This window comes from Caulobacter sp. HMWF025 (assembly GCF_003060965.1).
Taxonomy (GTDB): domain Bacteria; phylum Pseudomonadota; class Alphaproteobacteria; order Caulobacterales; family Caulobacteraceae; genus Caulobacter.
In genome coordinates this window covers 31,125-54,613 of sequence record NZ_QAII01000002.1, presented here as the reverse complement: position 1 = coordinate 54,613, position 23,489 = coordinate 31,125, and the positions used below count along the sequence as shown (strand labels likewise).

Sequence of the window (23,489 nt, the reverse complement as noted above, 5' to 3'; positions counted from 1 at the left end):
GGCGGGACCTGTCCCGGCGAAGGCCGGGATTTGAGGGTGAGAGGTTTCATCCTGTCAGAATGGAGCGGGGCCATCCTCCCTCCTGAAGACGCCTACCGACTGGACGGCCAGCGCCAGTAGACCGGTCAGGTCTGTCACGCCACGAGATACCGAAAAGCGGAAGCGACTGAGGTCTGAGAAGGGCGGATAGTGATTTCAAGGCCGCCGACGTTAGGCTCAGCGCCGAGCAACAGGCTTCAGGATGTCAATAGCTTCCTGTACGTTTCCACAGTCGCGGTCTCTCCATCCGAGAATCCTTTCTGATACGCCAAGCATCATGCATTTGCAGAATGGCACCAAATCTTGAATGGCGAACCCACTCGGGCCTAGGTGTTGTTAAAGTTTGTAGACTCGCGAGATAACCCGGCAGAGACCAAGCAGTCGGCTTCCTTGATGTAAATCTTTCGCGAGACGCAATAGCACATCAGGGAAGCCCAAGACCGGGATTGCTGCCTCGAGTGCCGCCACGTCTTGGCGAGAAACGCCGTGACGCACCACACCCATGCTCGCATCAATCCAGTCGCCCTTCCGCGCCGCGTTAACTACGGCGGCGTCAGATCCGTTGAATGGTAGCACTTTGTGATGCCAGTGAATGATATCGGCGACCAGTGTAGGGTTGAGATGCGACGCGTGTTGCGCCCGGACGCGTTCGGCCAGTGCCTCCGACGGCTCCAAGTAGGCCAATTCGTGGTCGGTCCACATGCCCACGTCATGGAACACCAACGCGAAGCCAATGTGTTCGCGTCCCCGCGGATCATCGCCGAGAAAATGCGACGCGTAGCTCAGTACTCGGTAGATGTGGTTGCGGTACGCGGCGAGATCGGGGCCCACCGCTTCTGCAACCATCGGCAAATACCGTTCGACTGTTGGGTCGGAGACGATTGGTTGGATCATCGAAAATCCTCCGTGCAGGTCCAGGCAGGTACGGTTGACGCAATTGCCCGGACTGGTCTTTGAGATCGGCGCGAACGAACAAACAAGGCAGGCGAAAGGGTGATCCCCGCAATCATGGCGGTTAGCCCCACCAATACTTCGCCTCGCTCGTGCATCTGTTCGCTCCGTGGTGACGAAACACATACGCAAGTTTGGGCATCATAAAATCAAAGAGGAATGGCGACGGCTCATAAGGAGGTTTATGGAACGGAAATGTCCTTGATACAGCTTCGCACCTTCGTAGAGGTGTACCGCCACCGATCCTTGAGCGAGGCAGCGCGTGCGATCGGAATCACTCAGCCAGCAGCTTCCCAGCACATGGCCTCGCTGGAAGCGCAGCTTGGCCATCCGCTATTCGACCGCCACTCTCGTGGCGTAAGGCCCACCGCAATCGCCGACGATCTGGCAGCGTCGATCGGCGGAAGCCTCGACGTGGCAGAAACAGCGTTGGCTACAGCCAGGGCACGCTCGTCGCGCATGTCCGGGACGGTGCATATTGCTGCACCGTCAGATCTTTTGGGTGAGATGATTACGCCGCGGCTCGGTCCATTATTGGATGCAGGACTTGATCTGCGGCTTCACATAGGAGGACGTGAAGCACTCTACAGCATGTTGCTGGACGATAAGGTTCATCTAGCGATCACTGCGTCACAGCCTGACGACCTGCGGCTTGCATCTGAAATTCTGGGTGAAGAACGTTTGCTAGCGGTCGCCTCGGCAGCGGTCGCCGAGCGTATCGCCGAATTCTCGCTGGCCGAAGGCCTCGATCAGGTTTCACATCTTGCATACGACCTCGACCGGCCGCTCGTACGCACATGGCTTGATGAGAACGGGATTGAGCTTGCGCGGCTGCCTAGGATCACTGCGCCGGATCTCTGGGTGCTGCGGTCAGCGCTTTGCGCGGGCCTCGGCTGGTCAGTCTTGCCGGGCTACCTTACGCGCGCCGAACGTGAAGCGGGCATTCTCGTCGAGATACCGGCTCCAGTTTCGGTTCCGCGTAATCCATTCCACCTTGTCTGGGCCCGGTACTCGCTGCGCCATCCGCGTGTGGCGCTAGCGCGCAGCCTCTTGGTGGAAGCCTTTAGATCGGAAGCACCAATAGTCGTCGCTGTGAAGACGCCCGGCTTCGCGCCAGCGCCACCTCCATAAGCCTGAAAGCTGGGCTGAAAGTGCCAAGTCGCAACTTGCACAGGTTTGAGGCTGCACACCTGACGCGCTGCATCGCCCGCTGTTGAATTATTCTAATGTTGCAAGCCTAGACGATTTGACTTCGTTCGCCCGAGCGCGGTCTTGTTGCGAGGAGGCCCTGACGTCCGACGGCGGGCCATTCAAAGACGCGCAATATGTCAGACTGGGCCGGGAGGCTCGGTTTGGTGGACTTCCGATTTGGGTCGCAACCAGAAATCAGCCCGCCGCCCGAAACCGGACCTTCGCAGAACCCCGACGCCTGATCATCTGGAGATCACCGGCTGACAGCAAACCGGCACCGGCAGCCCGCCGCAGACGCCTCATGGTCAAAAGGCTGTAACAACGGGCTTTTTCAGCCAGCGGTGAAACCTCTCACCCTCCCATCCCGGCCTTCGCCGGGACAGGCCCCTCCCTCTCTCGAAGAGAGAGGGAATGGTTTGAGCCACCACTCCCTAGTTCAGCCGCAGCCGCACCCGCTCCCGCGCCGCCCGGGCGGCGATGGCGGCGCCGCCGTCGAGGATCTGGGCGCGGGTCAGGGCCTGCAGGGCCCCCGCCAGGGCGCCCTGGCCCTCGCGCGCCGCCGCCACGTCCAGCCATGGCCGGTGGTCGGCGGGATTCAGGAGCGCCCGCCGCAGGGCCGAGCGCTCGGCGCGGGGCCAGTCGCGGGCCTGCTGGGCGCGGGCGAAGATGTTGTTCTGCAGACGGATCAGCACGGCGCGGTCGGGAACCGGGGCCATCAGCAGCTCCAGCCGCGCCGCCACATCGGGCATCAGGCCGGTCCGCAGGGCCCGCCGTGACAGCTCCGACGGCAGGACCACCCGCCCCTCGCTGAACGGGTCGAGCGCCAGCGGGCCCTCCTCGGTCTCGATGCGCAGCAGGAAGTGGCCCGGGAAGTCGACCCCGGCCAGGGCGACCTTGGCCTGCCGCGCGGCATGCAGGTAGAAGACCCCCAGCGCGACCGGCAGGCCCTTGCGGCGCTCGGCGATGGCGATGACGTCGGCATTGTCGGGATGGTCATAGGTCAGGACGTCGCCGTTCAGGCGCAGGTCGCCGGCGAGGGCCTCGGCCACGGCCTCCTCAGGCGACTCGGACTTCAGCCGCTCGATCAGCCGCTCGGCCGCCTCCTGGGCCAGGGCCTCGGCCGGGCCGGGATTGCGGTCGGGATTTTCATGGACGGCGCAGGCCAGTGCGGCCTCGAACAGCGGAAAGTCGGCGTCAGCCCCCTCGCCGGCCCGGATCAGGATCGCTTCAGCCTCCTCGCGGGTCATGATCCCTCCTGCCAGGCATCGCGAAGATGGCGCGGACGGCGGCCGGGGGCCAGGGCGATCAGGTCGAGCCGGACCGCGATGTCCTTCAGACCCCGGCGATGGGCGACCAGATGGGCCGCCGCCCGCCGCAGACGCCGGCGCTGCTCGGCGGTGACGGCGTCGAGAGCCGCCTCCAGCGTCGTCCGACGCTTGACCTCGACCACGGCCAGAACCCGGCCGCGCTGGGCCAGCAGGTCGATCTCGCCCAGCGGGGTGACCAGTCGAAAGCCCAGGATGCGATAGCCCTTCAGCATCAGCCAGGCGGCCGCCAGCACCTCGGCGCGGCGGCCGGATTGCCGCGCAGCGGCACCCCTTGCCTGGCGAAGGGCGGTCATTTGGCCCCGTCCTTCAGAGCCAGGGCCTGGCGGTAGAGGTCGCGGCGCGGCAGGCCCAGCGCCTTGGCGACTTCCGAGGCCGCTTCGCCCAGCGGCAGGCGGGCCATGGCCTCGCGCAGGGCGCTCTCGGCATCGCCGGCCTGGACCGGCTTTTCCGAGCCGGGCCCGACCAGGATGACGATCTCGCCCTTGGGGCTTTCGAAGCGCGGATCGGCGGCCAGAACGTCCAGAGGACCGCGGATGCAGGTCTCGTAGAGCTTGGTCAGTTCGCGGGCCACGGCCGCCTCGCGCGGACCGAAGACGGCGGCCATGTCGGCCAGGCTGTCGGCGACCCGCGAGGCCCCCTCATAGAAGATCAGGGTGGCGCGCACCGGGGCCAGCTCCTCGAAGAAGGTCTTGCGGGCGGCGCTCTTAGGCGGCGGAAAGCCGGCGAACAGGAAGCGGTCGGTCGGCAGGCCGGCCAGGGTCAGGGCCGCCAGGGCCGCCGAGGCCCCGGGGATCGGATAGACGGCATGGCCGGCGGCGATGGCTTCCTTGGCGAGACGATAGCCGGGGTCGGAGACCATCGGCGTGCCGGCGTCCGAGACTAGGGCGACCCGCTCGCCGGCCTCCAGCCGCTCGAGAATGCGCGGCGTGGCGCGGTCGGCGACGTGCTCGTCATAGCGCTCGAGCCGCTTGGAGATCTGGTAGGCGGCCAGAAGCTTGCCCGACACCCGGGTGTCCTCGGCCAGCAGCAGGTCGCAGGCGTTCAGCACATCCAGCGCCCGCAGGGTGATGTCGCGCAGGTTTCCGATCGGCGTCGCCACCAGATAGAGCCCCGGGGCGAGCGGGGCGTCAGACAGCGGGGGCGGATCGGGCAGACGGCTCAAGGGTGCGAAACTTTCTGCGCGGGGCCGCGCAACGAAACGTTGAGGACCACTCCTATCAGGTCGCGAGCGCGCCTGTCAGCCGGTCCAGCACCAGACGGCCCGCGCGGGTGGCGCGCAGATGCGACGGATCGTCGGCCAGAAGCCCCAGCTCGACATGGCGGCGCACCTTGGCGGCCCCGGGTGCCAGGCCCAGAACGGCCACCTCGTCAAAGGCCACGCCGGCGTCGATGCGCAGGCCCAGCAGCAGCCGCTCCTCGGCCGCCTCGACCGAGCTCAGGGCTTCGGCCTCGAAGCCGACGCCGCTCTCCCGCACGGCGGCGACATAGTCGGCGATCTTGCGGTGGGCCGTGGTGGCGATGCGGCCGCCGGAGAGGGTAAGGCGCCCGTGCGCGCCGGGCCCGACACCGACATAGTCATGGCCCCGCCAGTAGACGAGGTTGTGGCGCGAGCGGGCCGCCTCGCCGCGAGCGTGGTTGGACACCTCATAGGCCTCGAAGCCCGCGCCCTCGAGCACGGCCTGGGTGGTCTCGAACAGGGTGGTGGCCAGGTCCTCGTCCGGCACCACCAGCCTGCCGCGCCCGACCGCCCGGTCAAAGGCCGTGCCGGCCTCGATGGTCAGCTGGTAGGGCGAGACATGCTCGGGCGCGAAGGCGAGGACCGCGTCCAGCTCGTCGCGCCAGTCGCGGTCGGACTGGCCGGGCCGGGCATAGATCAGGTCGACCGACAGCCGGGGAAAGACCCGCGCCGCCAGCGCCAGGGCCCTGCGGGCCGAGCCGGCGTCGTGGTTGCGGCCCAGCTGCACCAGGGCCTCGTCCTGCAGGGACTGGACCCCAAGCGACAGCCGCGCCACCCCCGCCGCCGCCAGGGCCTCGAAGCGCCCGGCCTCGGCATCGGTGGGATTGGCCTCGAGGCTGATCTCCAGATCCGGGGCAGGCGTCCAGAGGGCCCCCGCCGTGGCGATCACCCGGGCCACCTGGACGGGGTCCATCAGCGAGGGCGTGCCGCCACCGAAGAAGATCGACAGCAGGGTTCGCGGCCCGGTGCGGGCCCGCTGGGCAGTCAGGTCGGCGACGATGGCATCGGCCAGGTCCTGCTGCTCGGCGGTCCGCCCCCGGTCGCGCACGACGTTGAAGTCGCAATAGGGACAGATCCGGGCGCAGTAGGGCCAGTGGATGTAGACCCCCAGCGGCGGTCCCGGCTCAGTCAAACAGGGCCGCCTTCAGCTTTTCGAAGGCCCGGGCCCGGTGGCTCATCGCATCCTTGGCGGCCGGGTCCATCTCGCCGAAGGTCAGCTGATGACCGTCGGGCTGGAAGATCGGATCATAGCCGAAGCCCCGGCTGCCGCGCGGCGGGAAGGCCAGCTGGCCATGGACCTCGCCCTGCACCACCACCGCCGGACCATGCGGCCAGGCGACGGCCAGGGCCGAGGTGAACCAGGCCGAGCGGTCAGTGGATCCGGTCTCGTCGAGGCGTTCCTCGACCTTGGCCATGGCCAGGGCGAAATCCTTGCCGGGGCCGGCCCAGCGGGCCGAATAGACGCCCGGCGCGCCGCCGAGGGCCGCCACCGACAGGCCGGAATCGTCGGCCAGGGCCACCAGCCCCGACAGGTCGGCGGCATGGCGGGCCTTGAGCAGGGCATTGCCGACGAAGGTGGTTTCGGTCTCATCAGGTTCCGGCAGGCCCAGCTGACCGGCGGTGACGATCTCGAACCGGCCGTCCAGCAGGGCGGCGATCTCGGGCACCTTGCCAGGATTGTGTGTCGCGGCCACAAGCTTGAGGCCCGGCTCCAGTTTCAGCGCCATGCGCGGCTCCTTGAGGAAAACTCCATGCGGCTCTTCTACTCCGCCCTGTCGCCTTTTGCGCGCAAGGTTCGCATCGTCGCCCACGAAAACGGCCTCTCCGACCGGATCACGCTGGAGACCGCCAGCCCCTTTGCCGACGAGGCCCTGCGGGCCCTGAACCCGCTTTGCCAGGTGCCGACCCTGGTGCTGGACGACGGCGAGATCCTCTATGACTCGGCCGTGATCTGCGACCACCTCGACGCCGAGGGTGGCGCCGGCCTGATCCCCGCCGCCGGGGCCGCCCGCCGCCGCGCCCTGCGGCTGCAGGCCCTGACCGACGGCATGGGCTCGGCGGCTGTGGCCGTGGTCCGCGAACGCCTGCGTCCAGCCGACGACCAGCGCGCCGAGCTGATCGATCGCCAGCTGCGCGCCATCGTGGCAGGGCTCGACAGCCTGGAGGCCGAGGCCCTCACGGCCGCCCGCTTCGAGATCGGCGAGATCTCTGCGGCGGCCCAGCTGGCCTATTTCGATGCCCGGGCCGTCGTCGACTGGCGCGAAGGGCGTCCGACCCTGTCGGCCTGGTTCGAGGTCGTCGCCCGCCGCGAGTCGGTCGCTGTGACTTCCGCGCAACTGACCTGAGGCCGATCGGCCATGATTGCAAAAGTTTAATATCGTTTGTCGATAATCAACATTGGCGAAACCGGAATCGGGTTCTATCTCTAGGCCATGGACGCAGCCGACTCTCCGGCTGTCGCCCAGCCACCTCAATGGACCCACCCCCATGGCTGTCTCGAAGTTCTTCCGCATCGCCGACAAGGTCATCATGGCCTCGATCACCGCTGCCCTCATCGTGGGCCTGCCGGTCTCGGCGATCACCTTCGTGGTGCAGACGCTCTAGGCTATAGAGGGGACTGAAGGCCGCGCCGCGCGCGCGACCTCGTTTTGCGCCCTGGGGAGGGCGGGGGAAACAGCCATGCGCGCCTTGGGGCCCGGCTCGGTTTCGAGCTTTCTGAAGATCATTCTCGACGTCATCTATGTCGGTCTCTGGATCTTCGTCAGCCTGCTGTCGATCTTCACGCTGATCGCCCTGCTGTTCAGCTTCAACCCGGACCTGCTGGCCCGCCTGGTACCGATCAGCGACGCCGTCGAGTCGGTAAGCCGCAACGGCCCGCTGTTCGCCAGCGCCCTCGGGGCCTGGGCCCTGATGATGGGCGGCTGGATGCTGATCGTCGAACGCCTGCGGCGGATCTTCGGCACCCTGACGGCGGGCGATCCCTTCCACCCCGACAACGTACTGCGCCTGCGGATGATCGGCCTGATCCTGGGCGGTCTGGAGATCGGGCGCTACATCTATACGGCCATGTCCCACTGGCTGGCCCCGTCGAGCGACAGCAAGGTCTCTTTCACACTGACTGCCTGGTTCTCGGTCCTGGTGGTCTTCGTCCTGGCCGAAGTCTTCCGCGAGGGTGCCCGCCTTCGCCGTGAAGCCGAACTCACCATCTGACTGCGGAGAATCCTGCCATGCCCGTCCGGGTCAATCTCGACCGCGTGCTGCTGGAACGCCGCATGTCCCTGACCGAACTATCGGATCGCGTCGGCGTCACGATCGCCAACCTGTCGATCCTCAAGACCGGAAAAGCCCGGGCCGTCCGGTTCTCGACCCTGGATGCGCTGTGCCGTGAGCTGGACTGCCAGCCGGGCGATCTTTTGACCTTCGAAAGCGGCCCGCCCGACAGCGACGACTGAGCCGCCGCCGCGGCCGGCCGTCGGCCTATTTCTTCTTGAACAGGGTCGCCATCTCGCCCTTCACGCTGGGGTTGGAGGCGTTGGGCTTGGGCGGGGCCTGCTTCTTGGACTTGCCCTTGGTCTCTTTCATGGCGCGTGGTTCCAGGATCCTGACCGGCCTGGCGGGACGCCGTCGGGCAGGATCGCCGCCGGTCACGGGGACACGGCGGACCTTTGCACCCTCGCACGTTCCGGCCGCCAATAGGGTTTAATCGTCCCGCGCCGGACCGGGAAACGGTGCCGGAAAGCCCGACCTAGTTCAGCCTCGGCTTCTGCAGCAGGGTGGCGCGGTCCATTGAGCGAATCTCGACCTCGAAGCTGTCATGCTCGCGCAGAAGCCGCAGCGGGATGGTCGCGCCTGCCGGACCCTGGGCCCACAGGCGGCTGTAGAACTCGGCGAGGGTGGCGACCGGTCGTCCGGCCACGGCCAGGATCACGTCACCCGGCTTCAGCTCGGCCCGCGCCGCCGGCCCCTTGGGCGAGACCCCGACGACCACGACATGGTTTTCGATCTCCTGGGCAAAGACACCCAGCCAGGGACGCGGCGCATGGGGCGGCCGGCCGCGCGCCAGATCATCCAGGATCGGGGGCAGCAGGTCCGCCGGCACGAACATGTTGATCGGCTTGGCCCTGCCGTCGGCAGAGCGGGTTTCCAGGCTCAGATAGCCGAGTCCGACAAGATCGCCCTTGGGCCCGATCAGGGCCGCGCCACTCCAGTGCGGGTGGGCCGGCTCGGCCATGATGGCCTCGTCGAGCAGGAACTCCCAGTAGCCGGCAAAGGGCATCCGGGTCAGGACCTGGCCCGCTGCGGCATGGGACCGTCCGCCGGCCCCGGCCACGATCACCCCGGCCCCGCCGATCAGGCCCTGCGAGGTTCCGATCGGCATCACCGGCAGATTGAGCGGCTCCAGGGCCTGGACCAGACCCAGGCCGGTGCGCGAATCAAACCCGAGGACGTGGGCCGGGACGCGGCGACCGTCGTTCAGGGTCAGGATCACCTCACGCGCCTCGGTGATCAGATAGGCCATGGTCAGGACCAGCCCCGTGGGGCTGACGACGACGCCATTGCCGAGACGCTCGGTGCCGAGAATGCCTGCCGTATAGGCGTCGTCCGGGACCTGCGCCTCAAGCGCGACGACGGCCGCCAGAACGCGGTCCAGGTCGAAGCCATAGGCTTCGGCGGACGGCCGCAGGCGGGCCTCGACTTCGTATCCCTGGAACGGTGTCGCCACGTGCGATCTCCTCTCGAGGGACGAATCTGGGGCCCCGCCGCCCCGGCGGCAAGAGGACAGGGCGTCACGGCGGCCGTTTGGCCGATCGCAACGCCCCTGTGCGCAGTTACCGGGCGAGCCGCTCGGGGTATCAGCGCCCGATGGCGGCCTTCTGGAAGGCGAACAGCTCGTTGATGCCCTTGTCGGCCAGGCCGTAGAGGGCTTCGAACTCGGCCCGGCTGAAGCCGCGCTTTTCGCCGGTGGCCTGGATCTCGACGATGTCGCCGCCCTGGGTCAGGACGAAATTGCTGTCGGCCTCGGCATTGCTGTCTTCCTCATAGTCGAGGTCCAGCACCGGGACATTGTTGAACACGCCGCAGGACACGGCCGCCACCTGGCCGACGATCGGGTCGGTCTTCAGCACGCCTTCGTCCAGCAGGTACTGCGTCGCCAGCCGCAGGGCCACCCAAGCCCCGGTGATCGCGGCCGTGCGGGTGCCGCCGTCGGCCTGGACGACGTCGCAGTCGAGGGTGATCTGGCGTTCGCCAAGGGCCTTCAGGTCGACGACGGCGCGCAGCGAGCGGCCGATCAGGCGCTGGATTTCCTGGGTGCGGCCGGTCTGCTTGCCGGTGGCGGCCTCGCGACGGCCGCGGGTGTGGGTGGCGCGCGGCAGCATGCCGTACTCGGCCGTGACCCAGCCGGCGCCCTTGTTGCGCATCCAGCCGGGGACGTTTTCTTCAACCGTGGCGGTGACCAGAACCTTGGTGTGGCCAAAGCCGATCAGGCACGAGCCCTCGGCATAGCGGTTGACCCCGGTCTCCAGCGTGACGGCGCGCAACTGGTCGGGGGCGCGGCTTGAGGGACGCATGGGAGACTCCGGGTTTCGAGAAAGGGTGTAAGGGCTTTGAATGCAGGGTGGGGCCGCTTATCCTCCGGGATACGGGAACTTGGAAGAGCACCCGGCCTTTTTTGAACCCGCGCGAGGTTTCTGACGGTCCACCATGACGCAGTTGTTCGGTCGCACACCCGGCCTGACCGAGCTGGATGCCCGGGCCCGAGACATCTTCCGTCGGGTGGTCGAGGCCTATCTGGAAACCGGCGAGCCGGTCGGCTCCCGGACCCTGTCGCGCGGCGGCCCCCTGTCGCGTGGCGGCACGCCCCTGTCGCCGGCCTCGATCCGCAACACCATGCAGGACCTGGCCCAGCTGGGACTGCTGGATGCCCCCCACACCAGCGCCGGACGCATTCCCACCCATGCCGGGCTGCGGATGTTCGTCGACGGCTTCCTGGAAGTCGGCGATGTGGGTGAAGACGAGCGGCGTGCCATCGAGGCCCGGCTGTTCGCCCGCGGACGCTCGTTGGAGGAGGCCCTGGCCGAGGCCGGCTCGATCCTGTCGGGCCTGGCCGGCGGGGCCAGCATCGTGGTCACGCCCGTCCGCGAGGGCGGGGTCAAGCATGTCGAGTTCGTGGCCCTGGGCGGCGACCAGGCCCTGGCGGTGATGGTCTTCGAGGACGGCACGGTCGAGAACCGGCTGATGAAGCGGGCCCCCGGCATGACCCCTTCGGCCTTCCAGGAAGCCTCCAACTTCCTCAATGCCCGCCTGCGCGGCCGGACCCTCAGCGAGGCCAAGGACGAGGTCCGGGCCGAGCTTGAGATGGCCCGGCGGCAACTGGACGAGACCACGGCGCGTTTGGTCGAGGACGGCCTGGCCGCCTGGGGCGGTGGCGAGGGCGATGCCCGCGCCCTGATCGTGCGGGGTCAGGCCAACCTGCTCGGCGACGGCCTCAGGGAGACCGGGGCCCGCGAGGATCTCGAGCGGGTGCGCATGCTGTTTGACGATCTCGAGCAGAAGGGCCAGCTGATCGGCCTGCTGGATGATGTGCGCGAAGCCCAGGGCGTACGCATTTTCATCGGGGCTGAAACGCGACTCTTTTCGCTTTCGGGTTCCTCCGTGATCGCGGCGCCCTATATGACGGGCCAACGCAAGGTGCTGGGCGCGATCGGGGTGATCGGCCCCACGCGCCTGAACTATGCCCGGGTGATCCCGCTGGTGGACTATACCGCCCGCGTGCTCGGCCGGATGATGGATGGATAGGACGACGAGATGAGCGACGAGCAAGCGCCGGTTGAAGAGATCATGATCCAGGACGGCGAGGACGCGGCCCAGGAAATCGAGGCGCTGAAGCTGGAAGTGGCGGCCCTGAAGGATCAGGCCCTGCGCTATGCCGCCGACGTGGAAAACACCAAGCGCCGGGCCGAGCGCGAGATGAACGACGCCCGCGCCTATGCGATCCAGAAGTTCGCCCGCGACCTGCTGGGCGCGGCCGACAACCTGGCCCGCGCGACCGCCATGAGCCCGCGCGACTCGCAGGATCCGGCGGTGACCAACTACATCATCGGTGTCGAGATGACCGAGAAGGAGCTTCTGGCGGCCTTCGAGCGCAACGGCCTGAAGAAGATCGAGCCGGCCAAGGGCGAGAAGTTCGATCCGCACCTGCACCAGGCGGTGATGGAGCAGCCCTCGACCGAGGTCGCCGCCGGTGGCGTGATCGCCCTCCTGCAGGCCGGCTATGAGCTGATGGGTCGCCTCGTGCGCCCGGCCATGGTCGCCGTGGCCGCCAAGGGCTCGACGGCCCCCGGCGCGGCCGAACCGCCCACCGCCGCCGCCAACCCCTACGGCGCTGCGCCCAGCGACTCCGGTGGCTCGATCGACATCAAGTCCTGAGATCAAGCGCGTTCAAAAGCGTCATCCCGGGCCCGGGGCCCGGGACCGATCCCGTTGCGCGCGCTGACCTGTCGGTCCCGGGGAGGTTCCAGGGATGACGGCGAGGCGAAAGCCGGGCCATTCCTTGCAACGGCCTTGCTTTTCGCCGCCGCCAGCCGCCCCGCCCTCTTCCCCAACCGCGCGATTTCGCTAATGTCGTCCGTCCATTCACTTCGGAGCCGGGCGCGCGACTCAACCGCGCCGGCGACGCGATCTGGACCTGATTATGAAGCTTACGATCGAACGGGCGGCGCTGCTGAAGGCGCTGGGACATGTGCAGAGCGTCGTTGAACGCCGCAACACGATCCCGATCCTGTCGAACATCCTGCTGTCGGCCGATCGCGATACCCTGAGCTTCTCGGCCACCGACCTGGACATGGAGATCATCGACGAGGGCCTGGCCCAGATCGACGTCCCCGGCCAGATCACCGCCCCGGCCCAGACCCTGTACGAAATCGTCCGCAAGCTGCCCGACGGCTCGGACGTGTCGCTCAGCTTCAGCGGCGATGATCCGCGTCTGGTGATCCAGGCCGGCCGCTCGCGCTTCAACCTGCCGGTCCTGCCGGCCGGCGACTTCCCGGTGATGAGCAGCGACGGCCTGTCGGGCCGGATCGCCGTCGACACCAACGAGCTGATGCGGCTGATCGACAAGACCCGCTTTGCGATCTCGACCGAAGAGACCCGCTACTATCTGAACGGCCTCTATCTCCACACCGTCAATGACGGCGGCGTCACCAAGCTGCGCGCCGTGGCCACCGACGGTCACCGCCTGGCCCTGGCCGAGATGGACGCCCCCGAGGGCGCGGCAGGCCTGCCCGGCATCATCGTGCCCCGCAAGACCATCCAGGAGGCCCGCCGCCTGATGGAATCGGCCGGCGAGCATGTCGACCTGCAGGTCAGCGCCCAGAAGGTCCGCTTCGAGTTCGGGGCCGCCGCCCTGACCTCCAAGGTGATCGACGGGGCCTTCCCCGACTATCTGCGCGTCATTCCGCGCGACAACGGCAAGATCCTGACGCTGGACAACGACCTGTTCGCCAAGGCCGTCGACCGCGTCGCCACCATCTCGGCCGAGAAGAGCCGCTCGGTGAAGCTGGCCATCGAGCCCGGCCGCATCACCCTGACCGTCCGCAACATGGAAGCCGGCCAGGCCGTCGAAGAGGTCGAGGTCGACTATGACGGCGAGCCGTTCGAAATCGGCTTCAATGCCCGCTACCTGCTCGACGTCTGCGGCCAGATCGGCGGCCCGATCGCCGAGTTCCGCTTCGCTGACCCGGCCAGCCCCACCCTGGTGGTCGATCCGACCGATCCCGGCGTGAAATACGTGCTGATGCCGCTGCGGGTCTGATCCGCATCATCGAAAACCAGACGGGCGCCTTCGGGCGCCCGTTTTGCTGTCTGAAGGGGTCCATCCATGAACCGCATGCTCGCCGGTGCCTCGCTCGCCGTCCTCCTGTTCACCGCGCCGGCCCTGGCCCAGACCGCCCAAGTCGAGCGCCGCGAGATCGGCAACCAGATCCTCGAGAACGTGCCAGTGGCCGCGCCGTCGATCCGGGCCGGGCTGAACCGCTACCAGAACGTCCGGGCCGCCAGCTTCGCCGACTGGGCCTCTGACGGCGGCATGCTGATCGTCACCCGCTTTGCCAATACCAACCAGCTGCACCGGGTGGCCGCCCCCGGCGCCGACCGCAGCTGACCTTCCATGACGAGCCGGTGAGCGGGGTCCACACCCTGCCGAACGGCGATGTGCTGTTCTCCAAGGACACCGGCGGCGACGAGTGGTTCCAGCTGTTCATCCGCAATGCGGCGGGCGTCGAGACCCAGATTACCGAAACCGGCACCCGCAACAGCGGGGCGACCTGGTCAAAGGACGGAGCGGTCCTGGTCTGGGCGCGATCGACCAAGGGCTCGGGCGACGCCGACATCCTGATGCGCGATCCGTCCGCCCCCGGCGGGGCCCGGGTGATCCTGAAGGGCGAAGGCGCGATCTCGCCCGAGGCGGTGTCGCCCGACGGCAGGACCGTGCTGGTCGGCCGCTACTATTCGATCGCCGAGTCGAAGCGCTGGCTGCTCGACGTGGCGAGCGGCAAGCTGACGCCGCTCAACGCCGGCACGACCAAGGTCTCCTATGCCGGCGGCAAGTTCACGCCCGACGGCAAGAGCGTGCTGCTGCTGTCCGACGAAGGCTCGGACTTCATGCGGCTGACCCAGATTGATCTGGCCACCGGGGCCCGGACCATCGTCTCGGGCACCGATCGTCCGTGGGACATCGAGGACTTTGCCCTGTCGGGCGACGGCAGCATCCTGGCCTATGTCGTCAATGAGGACGGCTACTCGAAACTGGTCGTGCAGGACTTCAGGACCAGGCGCGCCCTGCCGCAACCCCAGCTGCCCGCCGGCGTGGTCGGCGGCCTGGCCTTCTCGGCCGACGGCGAAACCCTGGGCTTCAGCCTGTCGACCCCCACCGCCTCCAGCGACGCCTGGAGCTGGGGCGTCAGCGACGGCAAGCTGCAGCGCTGGACGGCGTCGGAGCTGGGCGGACTGGACGCGAAGGCCCTGGCGACGCCGGACCTGATCCGCTACCCCTCGTTCGACAAGCGCTCGATCCCGGCTTTTGTCTACAGGCCCAAACTAGCCGCCGGCCAGAAGGCCCCGGTGATCATCGACATCCACGGCGGCCCCGAGGCCCAGTCGCGCCCGACCTTCAGCGCCTTCCACCAGCACAGCGTCGCCGAACTGGGCGCGGCGGTGATCGTCACCAATATCCGGGGATCATCCGGGTACGGAAAGACCTATCTGAACCTCGACAATGCCGAGAAGCGCGAGGACTCGGTCAGGGACATCGGGGCCCTGCTGGACTGGATCAAGACCCAGCCGGATCTCGATCCCAGCCGCGTCGTCGTCTATGGCCAGTCCTATGGTGGCTACATGTCGCTGGCGGTGATGACCCACTATTCCGACCGCCTGGCCGGCGGGATCGAGCGCTACGGCATCAGCAACTTCGTCTCGTTCCTGCAGAACACCGAAGCCTATCGCCGCGACCTGCGCCGGGCCGAATATGGCGACGAGCGCGATCCGAAGATGCTGAAGGCCTTCGAGACGATCTCGCCGATGAACAATGTCGCCAAGATCAGCAAGCCGATGCTGGTCATGCAGGGCTGGAACGATCCGCGCGTACCCAAGTCCGAATCCGACCAGGTGGTGGCCAGGCTGCGCGAGCAGGGCATCGAGACCTGGTACGTCCAGTTCAAGGACGAGGGCCACGGCTTCCTGAAGAAGATCAACAATGACCGCCGCCGAGAGGTCGAGACCCAGTTCCTGCAGAAGGTGCTGGGCGCGCCCAAGGGTCAGTAGGGCGGATGGCCGAAGGCCTGCGCGAGGAGCGGTTCGCGGCCCTGCTCGACAATATGCTGACCCTCTGGGAGGCGACCGACTTTACCGGCTGCGCCACCTGGTTCGAGCGCTCGCAGCAGGTCGAGGCGGTGTTCGGCGCGGTCGAGCACCGGGTCGATCTGGTCTTGATGAACTATGCCGTCTGCCATGCCATCGCCCCGGATGCCCGCTTCGACTGGCCGCTGCGCCAGCTGGTCGATCCGCAGGAGGCCCGCGCCATCTTCCTGGCCAATATGCGGCGGGTGATGATCGGCGCGGCCGGGGTCTGGCAGAAGGACAATATCGAGATCGCCCGCAGCTATTTCGAGTAGGGCGCGGGGCGCTTGTCCGGTCCGCCGCGCATGCTACCGTCCGTTTCATAAGAAAACGGGAGGCGCCACATGGCCAAGCTCAGCTACATGACCGTCGGGTCGAACAATCTGGAAAAGGCCAAGGCCTTCTATGACGGCCTGCTCGGGTCGATCGGCATGAACGGCATTCACGAACATGCCTCGGGCGGCCGCCTCTATCGCGGCAAGGGCACCGGCCTGTTCGGGGTTCTGGGGCCCTATGACGGCAATCCGGCCTGTGTCGGCAACGGCATGATGGGCGGGTTTGACTTCGACACCCGCGAAGAGGTCGACGCCTTCCACGCCAAGGCCCTGGAACTGGGTGCCACCTGCGACGGCCCGCCCGGCGAGCGGATGCCGGGCGTCTATTTCGCCTATTTCCGCGACCCGGACGGCAACAAGCTCTGCGGCTACAAGTTCGGCTAGGGGGCTTGGAGGGGGGCAGGCGGCCAACGCCGCAGGCCCCCTCCTGACCGGCTTCGCCGGTCGTCCTCCCCCCGTTCGGGGGGGAAGATGAGACTATCTTCCCCCTCCGGGGGAAGACGGCTGCGCAGCAGCCCGTAGGGGGCAAGCGGGTGCATGCCGCCGCACCCGTCAAACGTGACGCCAACCGCAACCTGCCGTAAGACACCCTCATGGCGTCGGCCGCGATCAACACCCTGACCCTGACCGACTTCAGGTCCTATGCCCACGCCCGTCTCGAGACCGGCGGGGCCAGCGTCTATCTGTTCGGGGCCAATGGCGCGGGCAAGACCAACCTGCTGGAAGCCGTCAGCCTGCTGTCGCCGGGTCGCGGCCTGCGCGGCTCCAGCCTGGCCGAGGTCGGGCGGCGGATGCCGGGCGAGACGACCGGCCGGGCCTGGGCCGTGGCCGCCCTGGTCGAGTCGGGGCTGGACGAACCCGTTCAGTTGGGGACCGGCGTCGAAACCGGCGGCCAGACCCGGCGGCTGGTGCGGGTCGACGGCGAGACCGTGCCGCCGGGCCGTCTGGCCGATCATGTGCGGCCGATCTGGCTGACCCCGGCCCAGGATCGGCTGTTTCTCGAGGCGGCGTCGGAGCGCCGGCGCTTCTTCGACCGCCTGGTCTTTGCCGGCGAGCCCGCCCATGCGGCCCATGCCAATGCCTATGACAAGGCCCAGCGCGAGCGCATGCGGCTACTGACCGATGCCCAGGAGGCCGGGGCCCCCGCCGATGCGGTCTGGCTGACGGCGCTGGAGGCGCGGCTGGCCGAGGCCGGCGCGCTGATGGCCCAGGCCCGGGCCCGGACCCTCGAGGCCCTGCAGGCCGAGATCGACGGTCGCGGCGACCGGCCCTTCCCCCAGGCCCGCCTGTCCCTGACCGGTGAGTGGGAGAAGATGGCTATCGAGGGCCTCGATTTCGGCGAGATCGAGCTGCGCCTCGCCCAGGCTTTGGCGGCTGCGCGGGGCCGCGACGGGGCCGCCGGACGGGCCCTGACCGGACCGCATCGCGGCGATCTGGCCATCCTGCATGTCGAGAAGGACCGTCCGGCTGCCGAATGTTCGACCGGAGAGCAGAAAGCGCTGATTCTGAACCTGGTTTTGGCCCAGGCGGCGCGACTTTCGCGTGCGGAATCAGCGCCGAATCCTATAGTGTTGCTCGACGAAGTCGCCGCGCATCTCGACCTGAAAAGGCGGGCTGCCCTGGCCGACGAAATCACGGCGCTCAAGCTCCAGGCCTTCCTGACCGGCACGGACGAGTCGCTGTTCGACCACCTGAAGGGTCGGGCTTTGGGGGTTCGCGTCAGTGAACTCGGCCTGACTACATTGGAAGACGTATGACCGACGAGACCAAGGGCCACCCCAAAGACACCAGCGACGCCGAGTCCGGCGATCGCCTGACCACCGCGGACGGCTCGCAGATGGCCGCCCCCGAAGTGATGGGCGGCGAATATGGCGCGGATTCGATCAAGGTGCTGAAGGGCCTGGACGCGGTGCGCAAGCGCCCCGGCATGTATATCGGCGACACCGATGACGGCTCGGGCCTGCACCACATGGTCTATGAGGTGGTCGACAACGCCATCGACGAGGCCCTGGCGGGTCACGCCACCAAGGTCGAGGTCATTCTCAATGCCGACGGCTCGGTGACGGTCACCGACGACGGGCGCGGCATTCCGGTCGACATCCACGAGGGCGAGGGCGTTTCGGCGGCCGAGGTCATCATGACCCAGCTGCACGCCGGCGGGAAGTTCGACCAGAACAGCTACAAGGTCTCGGGCGGCCTGCACGGCGTCGGCGTCTCGGTGGTCAACGCGCTCAGCGACTGGCTGGAACTGAAGATCCACCGCAACGGTCACAGCTACCAGATGCGCTTCGAGCGCGGCGACGCGGTGACCTCGCTGGCCCAGACCGGCGACTCGCCGCTGCGCACCGACGGCCCGAAAGAGGGAACGACCCTGACGGGCACGGAAGTCACCTTCTTCCCGTCGAAGGACACCTTTGCGTTCATCGATTTCGACCGCAAGACGCTGGAACACCGCCTGCGCGAACTGGCCTTCCTGAACTCGGGCGTGACCATCTATTTCCGCGACCTGCGCGACGCCGAGCCGTGGGAAGAAAAGCTGCACTATGAGGGCGGCATCGAGGCCTTCGTCCGCCACCTCGACAAGGCCAAGACCCCGCTGCTGAAAATGCCGATCGTCATTCGCGGCCGCAAGGACAAGGTCGAGGTCGACCTGGCCCTGTGGTGGAACGACAGCTACCACGAGCACATGCTGTGCTTCACCAACAACATCCCGCAGCGGGACGGTGGCACCCACCTGTCGGCCTTCCGCGGGGCCCTGACCCGGATCATCACCAACTACGCCGAAAGCTCGGGCATCACGAAGAAGGAAAAGGTCAGTGTCGGGGGCGAGGACGCCCGCGAAGGCCTGACCTGCGTGCTGTCGGTCAAGGTGCCGGACCCCAAGTTCAGCTCACAGACCAAGGACAAGCTGGTCTCGTCCGAAGTGCGCCCGGCCGTCGAGGGCCTGGTCCAGGAAGGCCTGGCCAGCTGGTTCGAGGAACATCCCAACGAAGCCAAGGCGATTGTCAGCAAGATCGCTGAAGCCGCAGCCGCCCGGGAAGCCGCCCGCAAGGCCCGTGAACTGACCCGCCGCAAGAGCGCGCTCGACATCACCTCCCTGCCCGGCAAGCTCGCCGACTGTTCGGAGCGCGATCCGGCCAAGTCCGAAATCTTCATCGTCGAGGGTGACTCGGCCGGTGGCTCGGCCAAGCAGGCCCGCAACCGCGACAACCAGGCCGTCCTGCCCCTGCGCGGCAAGATCCTCAATGTCGAGCGGGCCCGCTTCGACAAGATGCTGTCGTCCGACCAGATCGGCACCCTGATCACGGCGCTCGGGGCCGGGATCGGCCGCGACGACTTCAATGCCGACAAGGTGCGCTACCACAAGATCGTGCTGATGACCGACGCCGACGTCGACGGCGCCCACATCCGCACCCTGCTGCTGACCTTCTTCTACCGGCAGATGCCGGAACTGATCGAGCGCGGCTACATCTACATCGCCCAGCCGCCGCTCTACAAAGCCGCCAAGGGCAAGTCCTCGCGCTATCTGAAGGACGATGCCGAGATGGACGCCTTCCTGATCGACGAAGGCGTCGAGGGGGCCGAACTGGACCTGCCGTCGGGCGAGCGCCGCACCGGCCAGGACCTGCTGGCCCTGATCCAGCTGTGCCGTCAGGCCAAGGGCAATATCGATCGTCTGGCCGCCCGCGCCCCGGCCTTTGCCGTCGAGCAGACGGCCCTGGCCGGCCTGCTGGGCGACAAGCCCGACATCGCGGCCGCTGCGGCCCGCCTCGACCTCTATGCCGAAGAGGGCGACGGCCCGTGGAGCGGCGAGCGCGGCGACACGGCCTATGTCTTCAAGCGCGTCCGTCGCGGCGTCACCGAGAGCGTCGTGCTGGACGACGGCCTTCTCAATGCCGCCGATGCCCGCCGTCTGGCCGACCGGGCCGGGGCTCTCGCCGAGATCTTCTCGGGCCGCGCCGTCTTCCGTCGCAAGGACAAGTCGACGACCGTCCGGGGTCCGATGGATCTGGTCGGGGCCGTGCTCGACGCCGGTCGCAAGGGCCTGTCGATCCAGCGCTACAAGGGTCTGGGCGAGATGAACCCCGACCAGCTGTGGGAGACCACGCTGGACGTCGAGGCCCGTACCCTGCTGCAGGTCAAGGTCCACCACGCCGACGACGCCGACGACATGTTCAGCCGTCTGATGGGTGATCTGGTCGAGCCGCGGCGCGAGTTCATCCAGGACAACGCCCTCGACGCCGAGGTCGACGTCTAGATCCGCTGACGGATTTGCGCGAGTTTTGAGCACACGCCGCCCAATCTGGCGGCGACCGGTCAGACTTCCTCCCCGGATTGGGGAGGAAAGCCTTCTCTGCGGCCCTATGTCGCATAGGTCGAGTGACACGGACTCGACCGTGCGCGAGCCTTCCGCCAGTCGGTAAGGTTTTGCGTGAGGGTCTGCAAAGTTGGCACAAGACGCCAGTCTGCGTCCGGAGAGGATCCTGGACCTCTCCGAGCGGCTCAGCACCGTCGCCGGTGAAAAGATCGGCGAGATCGCGCGGGTCAACCGGGCGGCCAAGATGCTCTCGATCAATGCCCTGATCGTCGCGGCCCGGGCCGGCGAAGCCGGCAAGGGCTTCGCCATCGTCGCCGAAGAGTTCAAGAAGATCTCCACCGAGATCGACGCGGTGGCTGCGGCCCTCGAGAGCGAGGTTCGCGGCGACCTCGACGAACTGACGGCGATCGGCGGAGCCATCCTCGGCCACATGCGCGGCCAGCGGCTGGCGGACCTGGCCCTGAACGCGATCGAGATCGTCGACCGCAACCTCTATGAACGTACCTGCGACGTCCGCTGGTGGGCCACCGACTCCGCCGTGGTGGCCTGCGCCGATGCGCCCTCGGCTGAGGCAAACCGCTACGCCAGCCAGCGCCTCGGCGTCATTCTGGATGCCTATACCGTCTATCTGGACCTGTGGATCTGCGACACCCGGGGCCGCGTCCTGGCAACGGGCCGCCCCGACCTCTATCCGGCAGCCCGCAGCGCTTCCGTGGCCGATACGGCCTGGTTCCAGGATGCCCTGGCGACCAGGACCGGAGACGATTTTGTCGCCTGCGACGTCGAACGCGTGAAGGCCCTGAATGACGCCCCGGTCGCCACCTATGCCACCGCCATCCGCGAGGGCGGCCAGAGCCGGGGAAAGATCGTGGGCGTCCTGGGTGTCCATTTCGACTGGAAGCCCCAGGCCCAGGCCGTGGTCGACGGCATTCGTCTGACCCCGGAAGAGCGGGCGCGGTCACGGGTCATGCTGCTGAACGCCAAGGGTCGCGTGCTGGCCGCCTCGGACGGCCAGGGCGTCCTGACCGAGACCTTCCCGCTCAACACTGCGAGCGGCGCCATGGGCAGCTATGCCGACGGCGAGGTCACCGTCGGCTACGCCCTGACCCCGGGCTACGAAACCTACCGGGGCCTGGGCTGGTACGGCTGCCTCGTCCAGACCCAGGACCAGGCCCCGGCGATTCCGGCCGACCGGCCTGCCGCCGCAGCCTGAGGCCCTGGCACCGTGGTTTGAGCCTTGCAGGACAGGGATCAGCGGCATCATCGCCGTATCCTTTTGACGCAGGTTTCACCCCCTCGCCATGCCGACCCGTGCCAAGCCCTGTCCTCGCAGGTCCCGACCTGTGGACCTCTTGACGCCTGTGTCGCGATCACCGGCTAAAGGGTCACCACACCGCCTGCCCCCGAACCGTGTAAAGATCTGAGCATGTCCAGAGCGCGCGCCCTTCGCCCCTTCGACGTCCGGTCCCGGGCTCCGCTGCGACTGGGTCTCGCCGGAGGCGGGACGGACCTTTCGCCCTATTGCGACCAGTTCGGCGGCGCGGTGCTGAACGCCACGATCGATCGCTTTGCGTTCGCACACATCATGCACAATCCGGACGGAAGTACGATCTTCCGGGCCCGCGATATTGGTGCTGACGAGCGTCTGGAGCCCGATGCCCCGATCCACCTCGACCATGGCCTGGTTCTGCACAAGGCGGTCTACGAGCACATCGTGGAGACCTATCTCGACGGCCATCGTCCTGCCCTGACCGTCTCGACCACGATTGATGCTCCGGCCGGGTCGGGACTCGGCTCATCCTCGGCCCTGGTCGTGGCCCTGATCGAAGCCTTCCGGGTCGCGCTCGAACTGCCCCTCGGTCCCGGCGATGTCGCGCGCCTGGCCTTCGAACTGGAACGCCGCAAGCTGGGCCTCGCCGGTGGCCGTCAGGACCAGTATGCCGCAGCCTTCGGCGGTGTGAACTTCATCGAGTTCCTGGCGGATGACCGGGTAATGGTCAGCCCCCTGCGGGTGCCGAGAGCCTTCCTGAACGAGTTCGAATCCTCGCTGGTCATCTGCTTCACGGGCCAGTCCCGCCGGTCGGAAGGGATTATCCAGGAGCAGATTGACGGCCTGCGCGCCCTCAATGCCGAGACCATCGAGAACATGCACCAGTTGAAGGCTGATGCTGCGGTCATGCGCGAGGCCCTGCTCAAGGGTGACATGCGGGACCTGTCCGCGATCCTGATGCGCTCCTGGGAAGCCAAGAAGCGAACCGCCAAGGGGATCGCGACCGACGCCGTCAATCGCCTGTTCGATCTCGCCATGGCCGAAGGGGCCTGGGGCGGCAAGGTCTCCGGAGCCGGCGGTGGCGGGTTCCTGATGTTCTGCACGGATCCGGAAAACCGTTACCACCTGATCTCGGCCCTGAACGCGGCCGGCGGCCGGGCCAGCTCGGTGAAGATCACCTTTGAAGGGGCCGAGGCCTGGAGCGTGCCGCGATGAGCCGCCTGCGCCAGTGCGCCATCCTGGTCGGGGGCTCGGGCTCGCGCCTCGGCTCCCTGACCCGCGACATGCCAAAGCCGATGCTGCCCGTCGCCGGCCGGCCGTTTCTGCAGCATCTGATCGACAAGGCGCATCGCCACGGCTTTGGGTCCATACTGCTGCTGGCCGGGTTCCGGGCCGACATCATCGAGGCCTATGTCGCGAGCCTCCAGCCGGAGGATCACCATGGCCTGGAGATCGCCATCTCGGTCGAAACGGCCCCGCTCGGAACAGCCGGGGCCCTCGCCCAGGCCCGGGAAAAGCTGGACGAGACTTTCCTGCTGGTCAACGGCGACACCTGGTTCGACTTTGACTGGGCGGCCCTTTCGACCTCACGGGAGTGGCCTGCCACCCTCGCCCTGCGACAGATCCCGCTCGCGGATCGCTATGAGACGATCGTTCTGGAAGGCGAAAGCGTAACGGCCTTCCAGCCCCGCGGCCTCGCGCCCACGCTCCCGGGCCTGATCAACGGCGGAGCCTACCGCCTGCAACGCTCGATCATCCCGACCGCCATCGCGCCGAGCTCACTGGAAAACGACATTCTGCCGGGCCTTTGCCGGACCGGCCAACTAGGCGGTCAGGTCTTTGAGGGCGACTTCATCGACATCGGCGTGCCGGAAAGCTTCGCCGAAGCGCAGGGTCTGCTGGCAAGCCGCGCCTAGGCCTTCAAGGC

At 67.5% G+C, this 23,489-nt stretch carries 25 protein-coding genes; 17 read left to right on the top strand and 8 right to left on the bottom strand.

The features are described from left to right. Nucleotides 1-375 precede the first annotated feature (375 nt). Nucleotides 376-933 (bottom strand): phosphohydrolase, encoded by a 558-nt coding sequence (locus DBR10_RS00565; protein ID WP_108489740.1) that lies wholly within the window; start codon nt 931-933, stop codon nt 376-378. A 216-nt stretch (nt 934-1,149) separates the two neighbouring features. Between DBR10_RS00565 and DBR10_RS00560 the strand changes: the two genes are divergently transcribed. Further along, entirely contained in the window at nt 1,150-2,121 is a 972-nt protein-coding gene (locus DBR10_RS00560; protein WP_199223466.1) for a LysR family transcriptional regulator, read from the top strand. A 491-nt stretch (nt 2,122-2,612) separates the two neighbouring features. Here DBR10_RS00560 and DBR10_RS00555 read toward each other — a convergent pair whose 3' ends face one another. The 5 genes from DBR10_RS00555 to rdgB are packed head-to-tail and all read right to left on the bottom strand — an operon-like array spanning nt 2,613 to nt 6,473. Next, the gene (locus DBR10_RS00555; protein ID WP_108504060.1) at nt 2,613-3,428 is read right to left on the bottom strand and encodes a SirB1 family protein; all 816 of its coding nucleotides are present in this window, start codon (nt 3,426-3,428) and stop codon (nt 2,613-2,615) included. Then, a complete protein-coding gene (locus tag DBR10_RS00550) occupies nt 3,425-3,802 on the bottom strand; it encodes a YraN family protein (protein ID WP_108504061.1) in 378 nt (125 codons plus the stop codon). Before DBR10_RS00550 ends, DBR10_RS00555 begins: the two co-directional genes overlap by 4 nt. Further along, nucleotides 3,799-4,671: a 16S rRNA (cytidine(1402)-2'-O)-methyltransferase gene (gene rsmI / locus DBR10_RS00545; RefSeq protein ID WP_108504062.1), complete on the bottom strand. Its 873-nt coding sequence runs from the start codon at nt 4,669-4,671 to the stop codon at nt 3,799-3,801. The genes DBR10_RS00550 and rsmI overlap by 4 nt, the downstream gene beginning before the upstream one ends. A gap of 55 nt (nt 4,672-4,726) precedes the next feature. Then, nucleotides 4,727-5,878, bottom strand: coding sequence for a radical SAM family heme chaperone HemW (gene hemW, locus DBR10_RS00540; RefSeq protein WP_108504063.1), 1,152 nt, complete (start codon nt 5,876-5,878; stop codon nt 4,727-4,729). Next, entirely contained in the window at nt 5,871-6,473 is a 603-nt protein-coding gene (gene rdgB / locus DBR10_RS00535) for an RdgB/HAM1 family non-canonical purine NTP pyrophosphatase (protein ID WP_108504064.1), read from the bottom strand. The genes hemW and rdgB overlap by 8 nt, the downstream gene beginning before the upstream one ends. Nucleotides 6,474-6,497: 24 nt before the next feature. Between rdgB and DBR10_RS00530 the strand changes: the two genes are divergently transcribed. From DBR10_RS00530 to DBR10_RS00520, 4 genes are all read left to right on the top strand, one after another. Continuing rightward, on the top strand, nt 6,498-7,091 hold the full coding sequence (locus DBR10_RS00530) for a glutathione S-transferase N-terminal domain-containing protein (protein ID WP_108504065.1): 594 nt from the start codon (nt 6,498-6,500) through the stop codon (nt 7,089-7,091). Between the two features lie 142 nt (nt 7,092-7,233). Beyond that, nucleotides 7,234-7,350, top strand: a complete 117-nt coding sequence (locus DBR10_RS19530) for a hypothetical protein (RefSeq protein WP_233243135.1) — start codon at nt 7,234-7,236, stop codon at nt 7,348-7,350. Nucleotides 7,351-7,425: 75 nt separating this feature from the next. Next, nucleotides 7,426-7,956 (top strand): DUF2975 domain-containing protein, encoded by a 531-nt coding sequence (locus DBR10_RS00525; RefSeq protein WP_108490622.1) that lies wholly within the window; start codon nt 7,426-7,428, stop codon nt 7,954-7,956. Between the two features lie 17 nt (nt 7,957-7,973). Then, complete coding sequence (locus DBR10_RS00520) at nt 7,974-8,198, top strand: helix-turn-helix domain-containing protein (RefSeq protein ID WP_108490621.1); 225 nt, start codon at nt 7,974-7,976, stop codon at nt 8,196-8,198. Nucleotides 8,199-8,491: 293 nt separating this feature from the next. On the opposite strand, the gene DBR10_RS00515 is transcribed toward DBR10_RS00520, so the two are convergent. Both DBR10_RS00515 and rph read right to left on the bottom strand, forming a co-directional pair. Then, nucleotides 8,492-9,469, bottom strand: coding sequence for a S1C family serine protease (locus tag DBR10_RS00515; RefSeq protein ID WP_108504066.1), 978 nt, complete (start codon nt 9,467-9,469; stop codon nt 8,492-8,494). A 130-nt stretch (nt 9,470-9,599) separates the two neighbouring features. Beyond that, nucleotides 9,600-10,316 (bottom strand): ribonuclease PH, encoded by a 717-nt coding sequence (gene rph, locus DBR10_RS00510; RefSeq protein WP_108504067.1) that lies wholly within the window; start codon nt 10,314-10,316, stop codon nt 9,600-9,602. A gap of 133 nt (nt 10,317-10,449) precedes the next feature. Here rph and hrcA point away from each other — a divergent pair, with 133 nt between their 5' ends. From hrcA to DBR10_RS00455, 12 genes are all read left to right on the top strand, one after another. Beyond that, nucleotides 10,450-11,544, top strand: coding sequence for a heat-inducible transcriptional repressor HrcA (hrcA, locus tag DBR10_RS00505; protein WP_108504068.1), 1,095 nt, complete (start codon nt 10,450-10,452; stop codon nt 11,542-11,544). Nucleotides 11,545-11,553: 9 nt separating this feature from the next. Continuing rightward, complete coding sequence (grpE, locus tag DBR10_RS00500) at nt 11,554-12,174, top strand: nucleotide exchange factor GrpE (RefSeq protein ID WP_108504069.1); 621 nt, start codon at nt 11,554-11,556, stop codon at nt 12,172-12,174. A gap of 265 nt (nt 12,175-12,439) precedes the next feature. Next, nucleotides 12,440-13,558: a DNA polymerase III subunit beta gene (dnaN, locus tag DBR10_RS00495; RefSeq protein ID WP_108504070.1), complete on the top strand. Its 1,119-nt coding sequence runs from the start codon at nt 12,440-12,442 to the stop codon at nt 13,556-13,558. 66 nt (nt 13,559-13,624) lie between these two features. Further along, nucleotides 13,625-13,906, top strand: a complete 282-nt coding sequence (locus DBR10_RS19525) for a hypothetical protein (RefSeq protein ID WP_146189515.1) — start codon at nt 13,625-13,627, stop codon at nt 13,904-13,906. Nucleotides 13,907-13,923: 17 nt separating this feature from the next. Continuing rightward, nucleotides 13,924-15,564 carry a S9 family peptidase gene (locus DBR10_RS00490; RefSeq protein ID WP_233243133.1) on the top strand — a complete coding sequence of 547 codons (1,641 nt, stop codon included), beginning with the start codon at nt 13,924-13,926 and terminating at the stop codon, nt 15,562-15,564. Between the two features lie 5 nt (nt 15,565-15,569). Then, nucleotides 15,570-15,914 (top strand): hypothetical protein, encoded by a 345-nt coding sequence (locus DBR10_RS00485; protein ID WP_108504071.1) that lies wholly within the window; start codon nt 15,570-15,572, stop codon nt 15,912-15,914. A 69-nt stretch (nt 15,915-15,983) separates the two neighbouring features. Then, entirely contained in the window at nt 15,984-16,358 is a 375-nt protein-coding gene (locus DBR10_RS00480; RefSeq protein ID WP_108504072.1) for a VOC family protein, read from the top strand. 209 nt (nt 16,359-16,567) lie between these two features. Beyond that, the gene (gene recF, locus DBR10_RS00475) at nt 16,568-17,731 is read left to right on the top strand and encodes a DNA replication/repair protein RecF (RefSeq protein ID WP_108504073.1); all 1,164 of its coding nucleotides are present in this window, start codon (nt 16,568-16,570) and stop codon (nt 17,729-17,731) included. Next, nucleotides 17,728-20,232 carry a DNA topoisomerase (ATP-hydrolyzing) subunit B gene (gene gyrB, locus DBR10_RS00470; protein WP_369831657.1) on the top strand — a complete coding sequence of 835 codons (2,505 nt, stop codon included), beginning with the start codon at nt 17,728-17,730 and terminating at the stop codon, nt 20,230-20,232. Before recF ends, gyrB begins: the two co-directional genes overlap by 4 nt. Nucleotides 20,233-20,422: 190 nt before the next feature. Further along, nucleotides 20,423-21,505: a methyl-accepting chemotaxis protein gene (locus tag DBR10_RS00465; RefSeq protein WP_108504074.1), complete on the top strand. Its 1,083-nt coding sequence runs from the start codon at nt 20,423-20,425 to the stop codon at nt 21,503-21,505. 213 nt (nt 21,506-21,718) lie between these two features. Beyond that, nucleotides 21,719-22,777 carry a GHMP family kinase ATP-binding protein gene (locus DBR10_RS00460; RefSeq protein WP_108504075.1) on the top strand — a complete coding sequence of 353 codons (1,059 nt, stop codon included), beginning with the start codon at nt 21,719-21,721 and terminating at the stop codon, nt 22,775-22,777. Next, the gene (locus DBR10_RS00455; protein WP_108504076.1) at nt 22,774-23,478 is read left to right on the top strand and encodes a sugar phosphate nucleotidyltransferase; all 705 of its coding nucleotides are present in this window, start codon (nt 22,774-22,776) and stop codon (nt 23,476-23,478) included. The genes DBR10_RS00460 and DBR10_RS00455 overlap by 4 nt, the downstream gene beginning before the upstream one ends. Nucleotides 23,479-23,489: the final 11 nt, after the last annotated feature.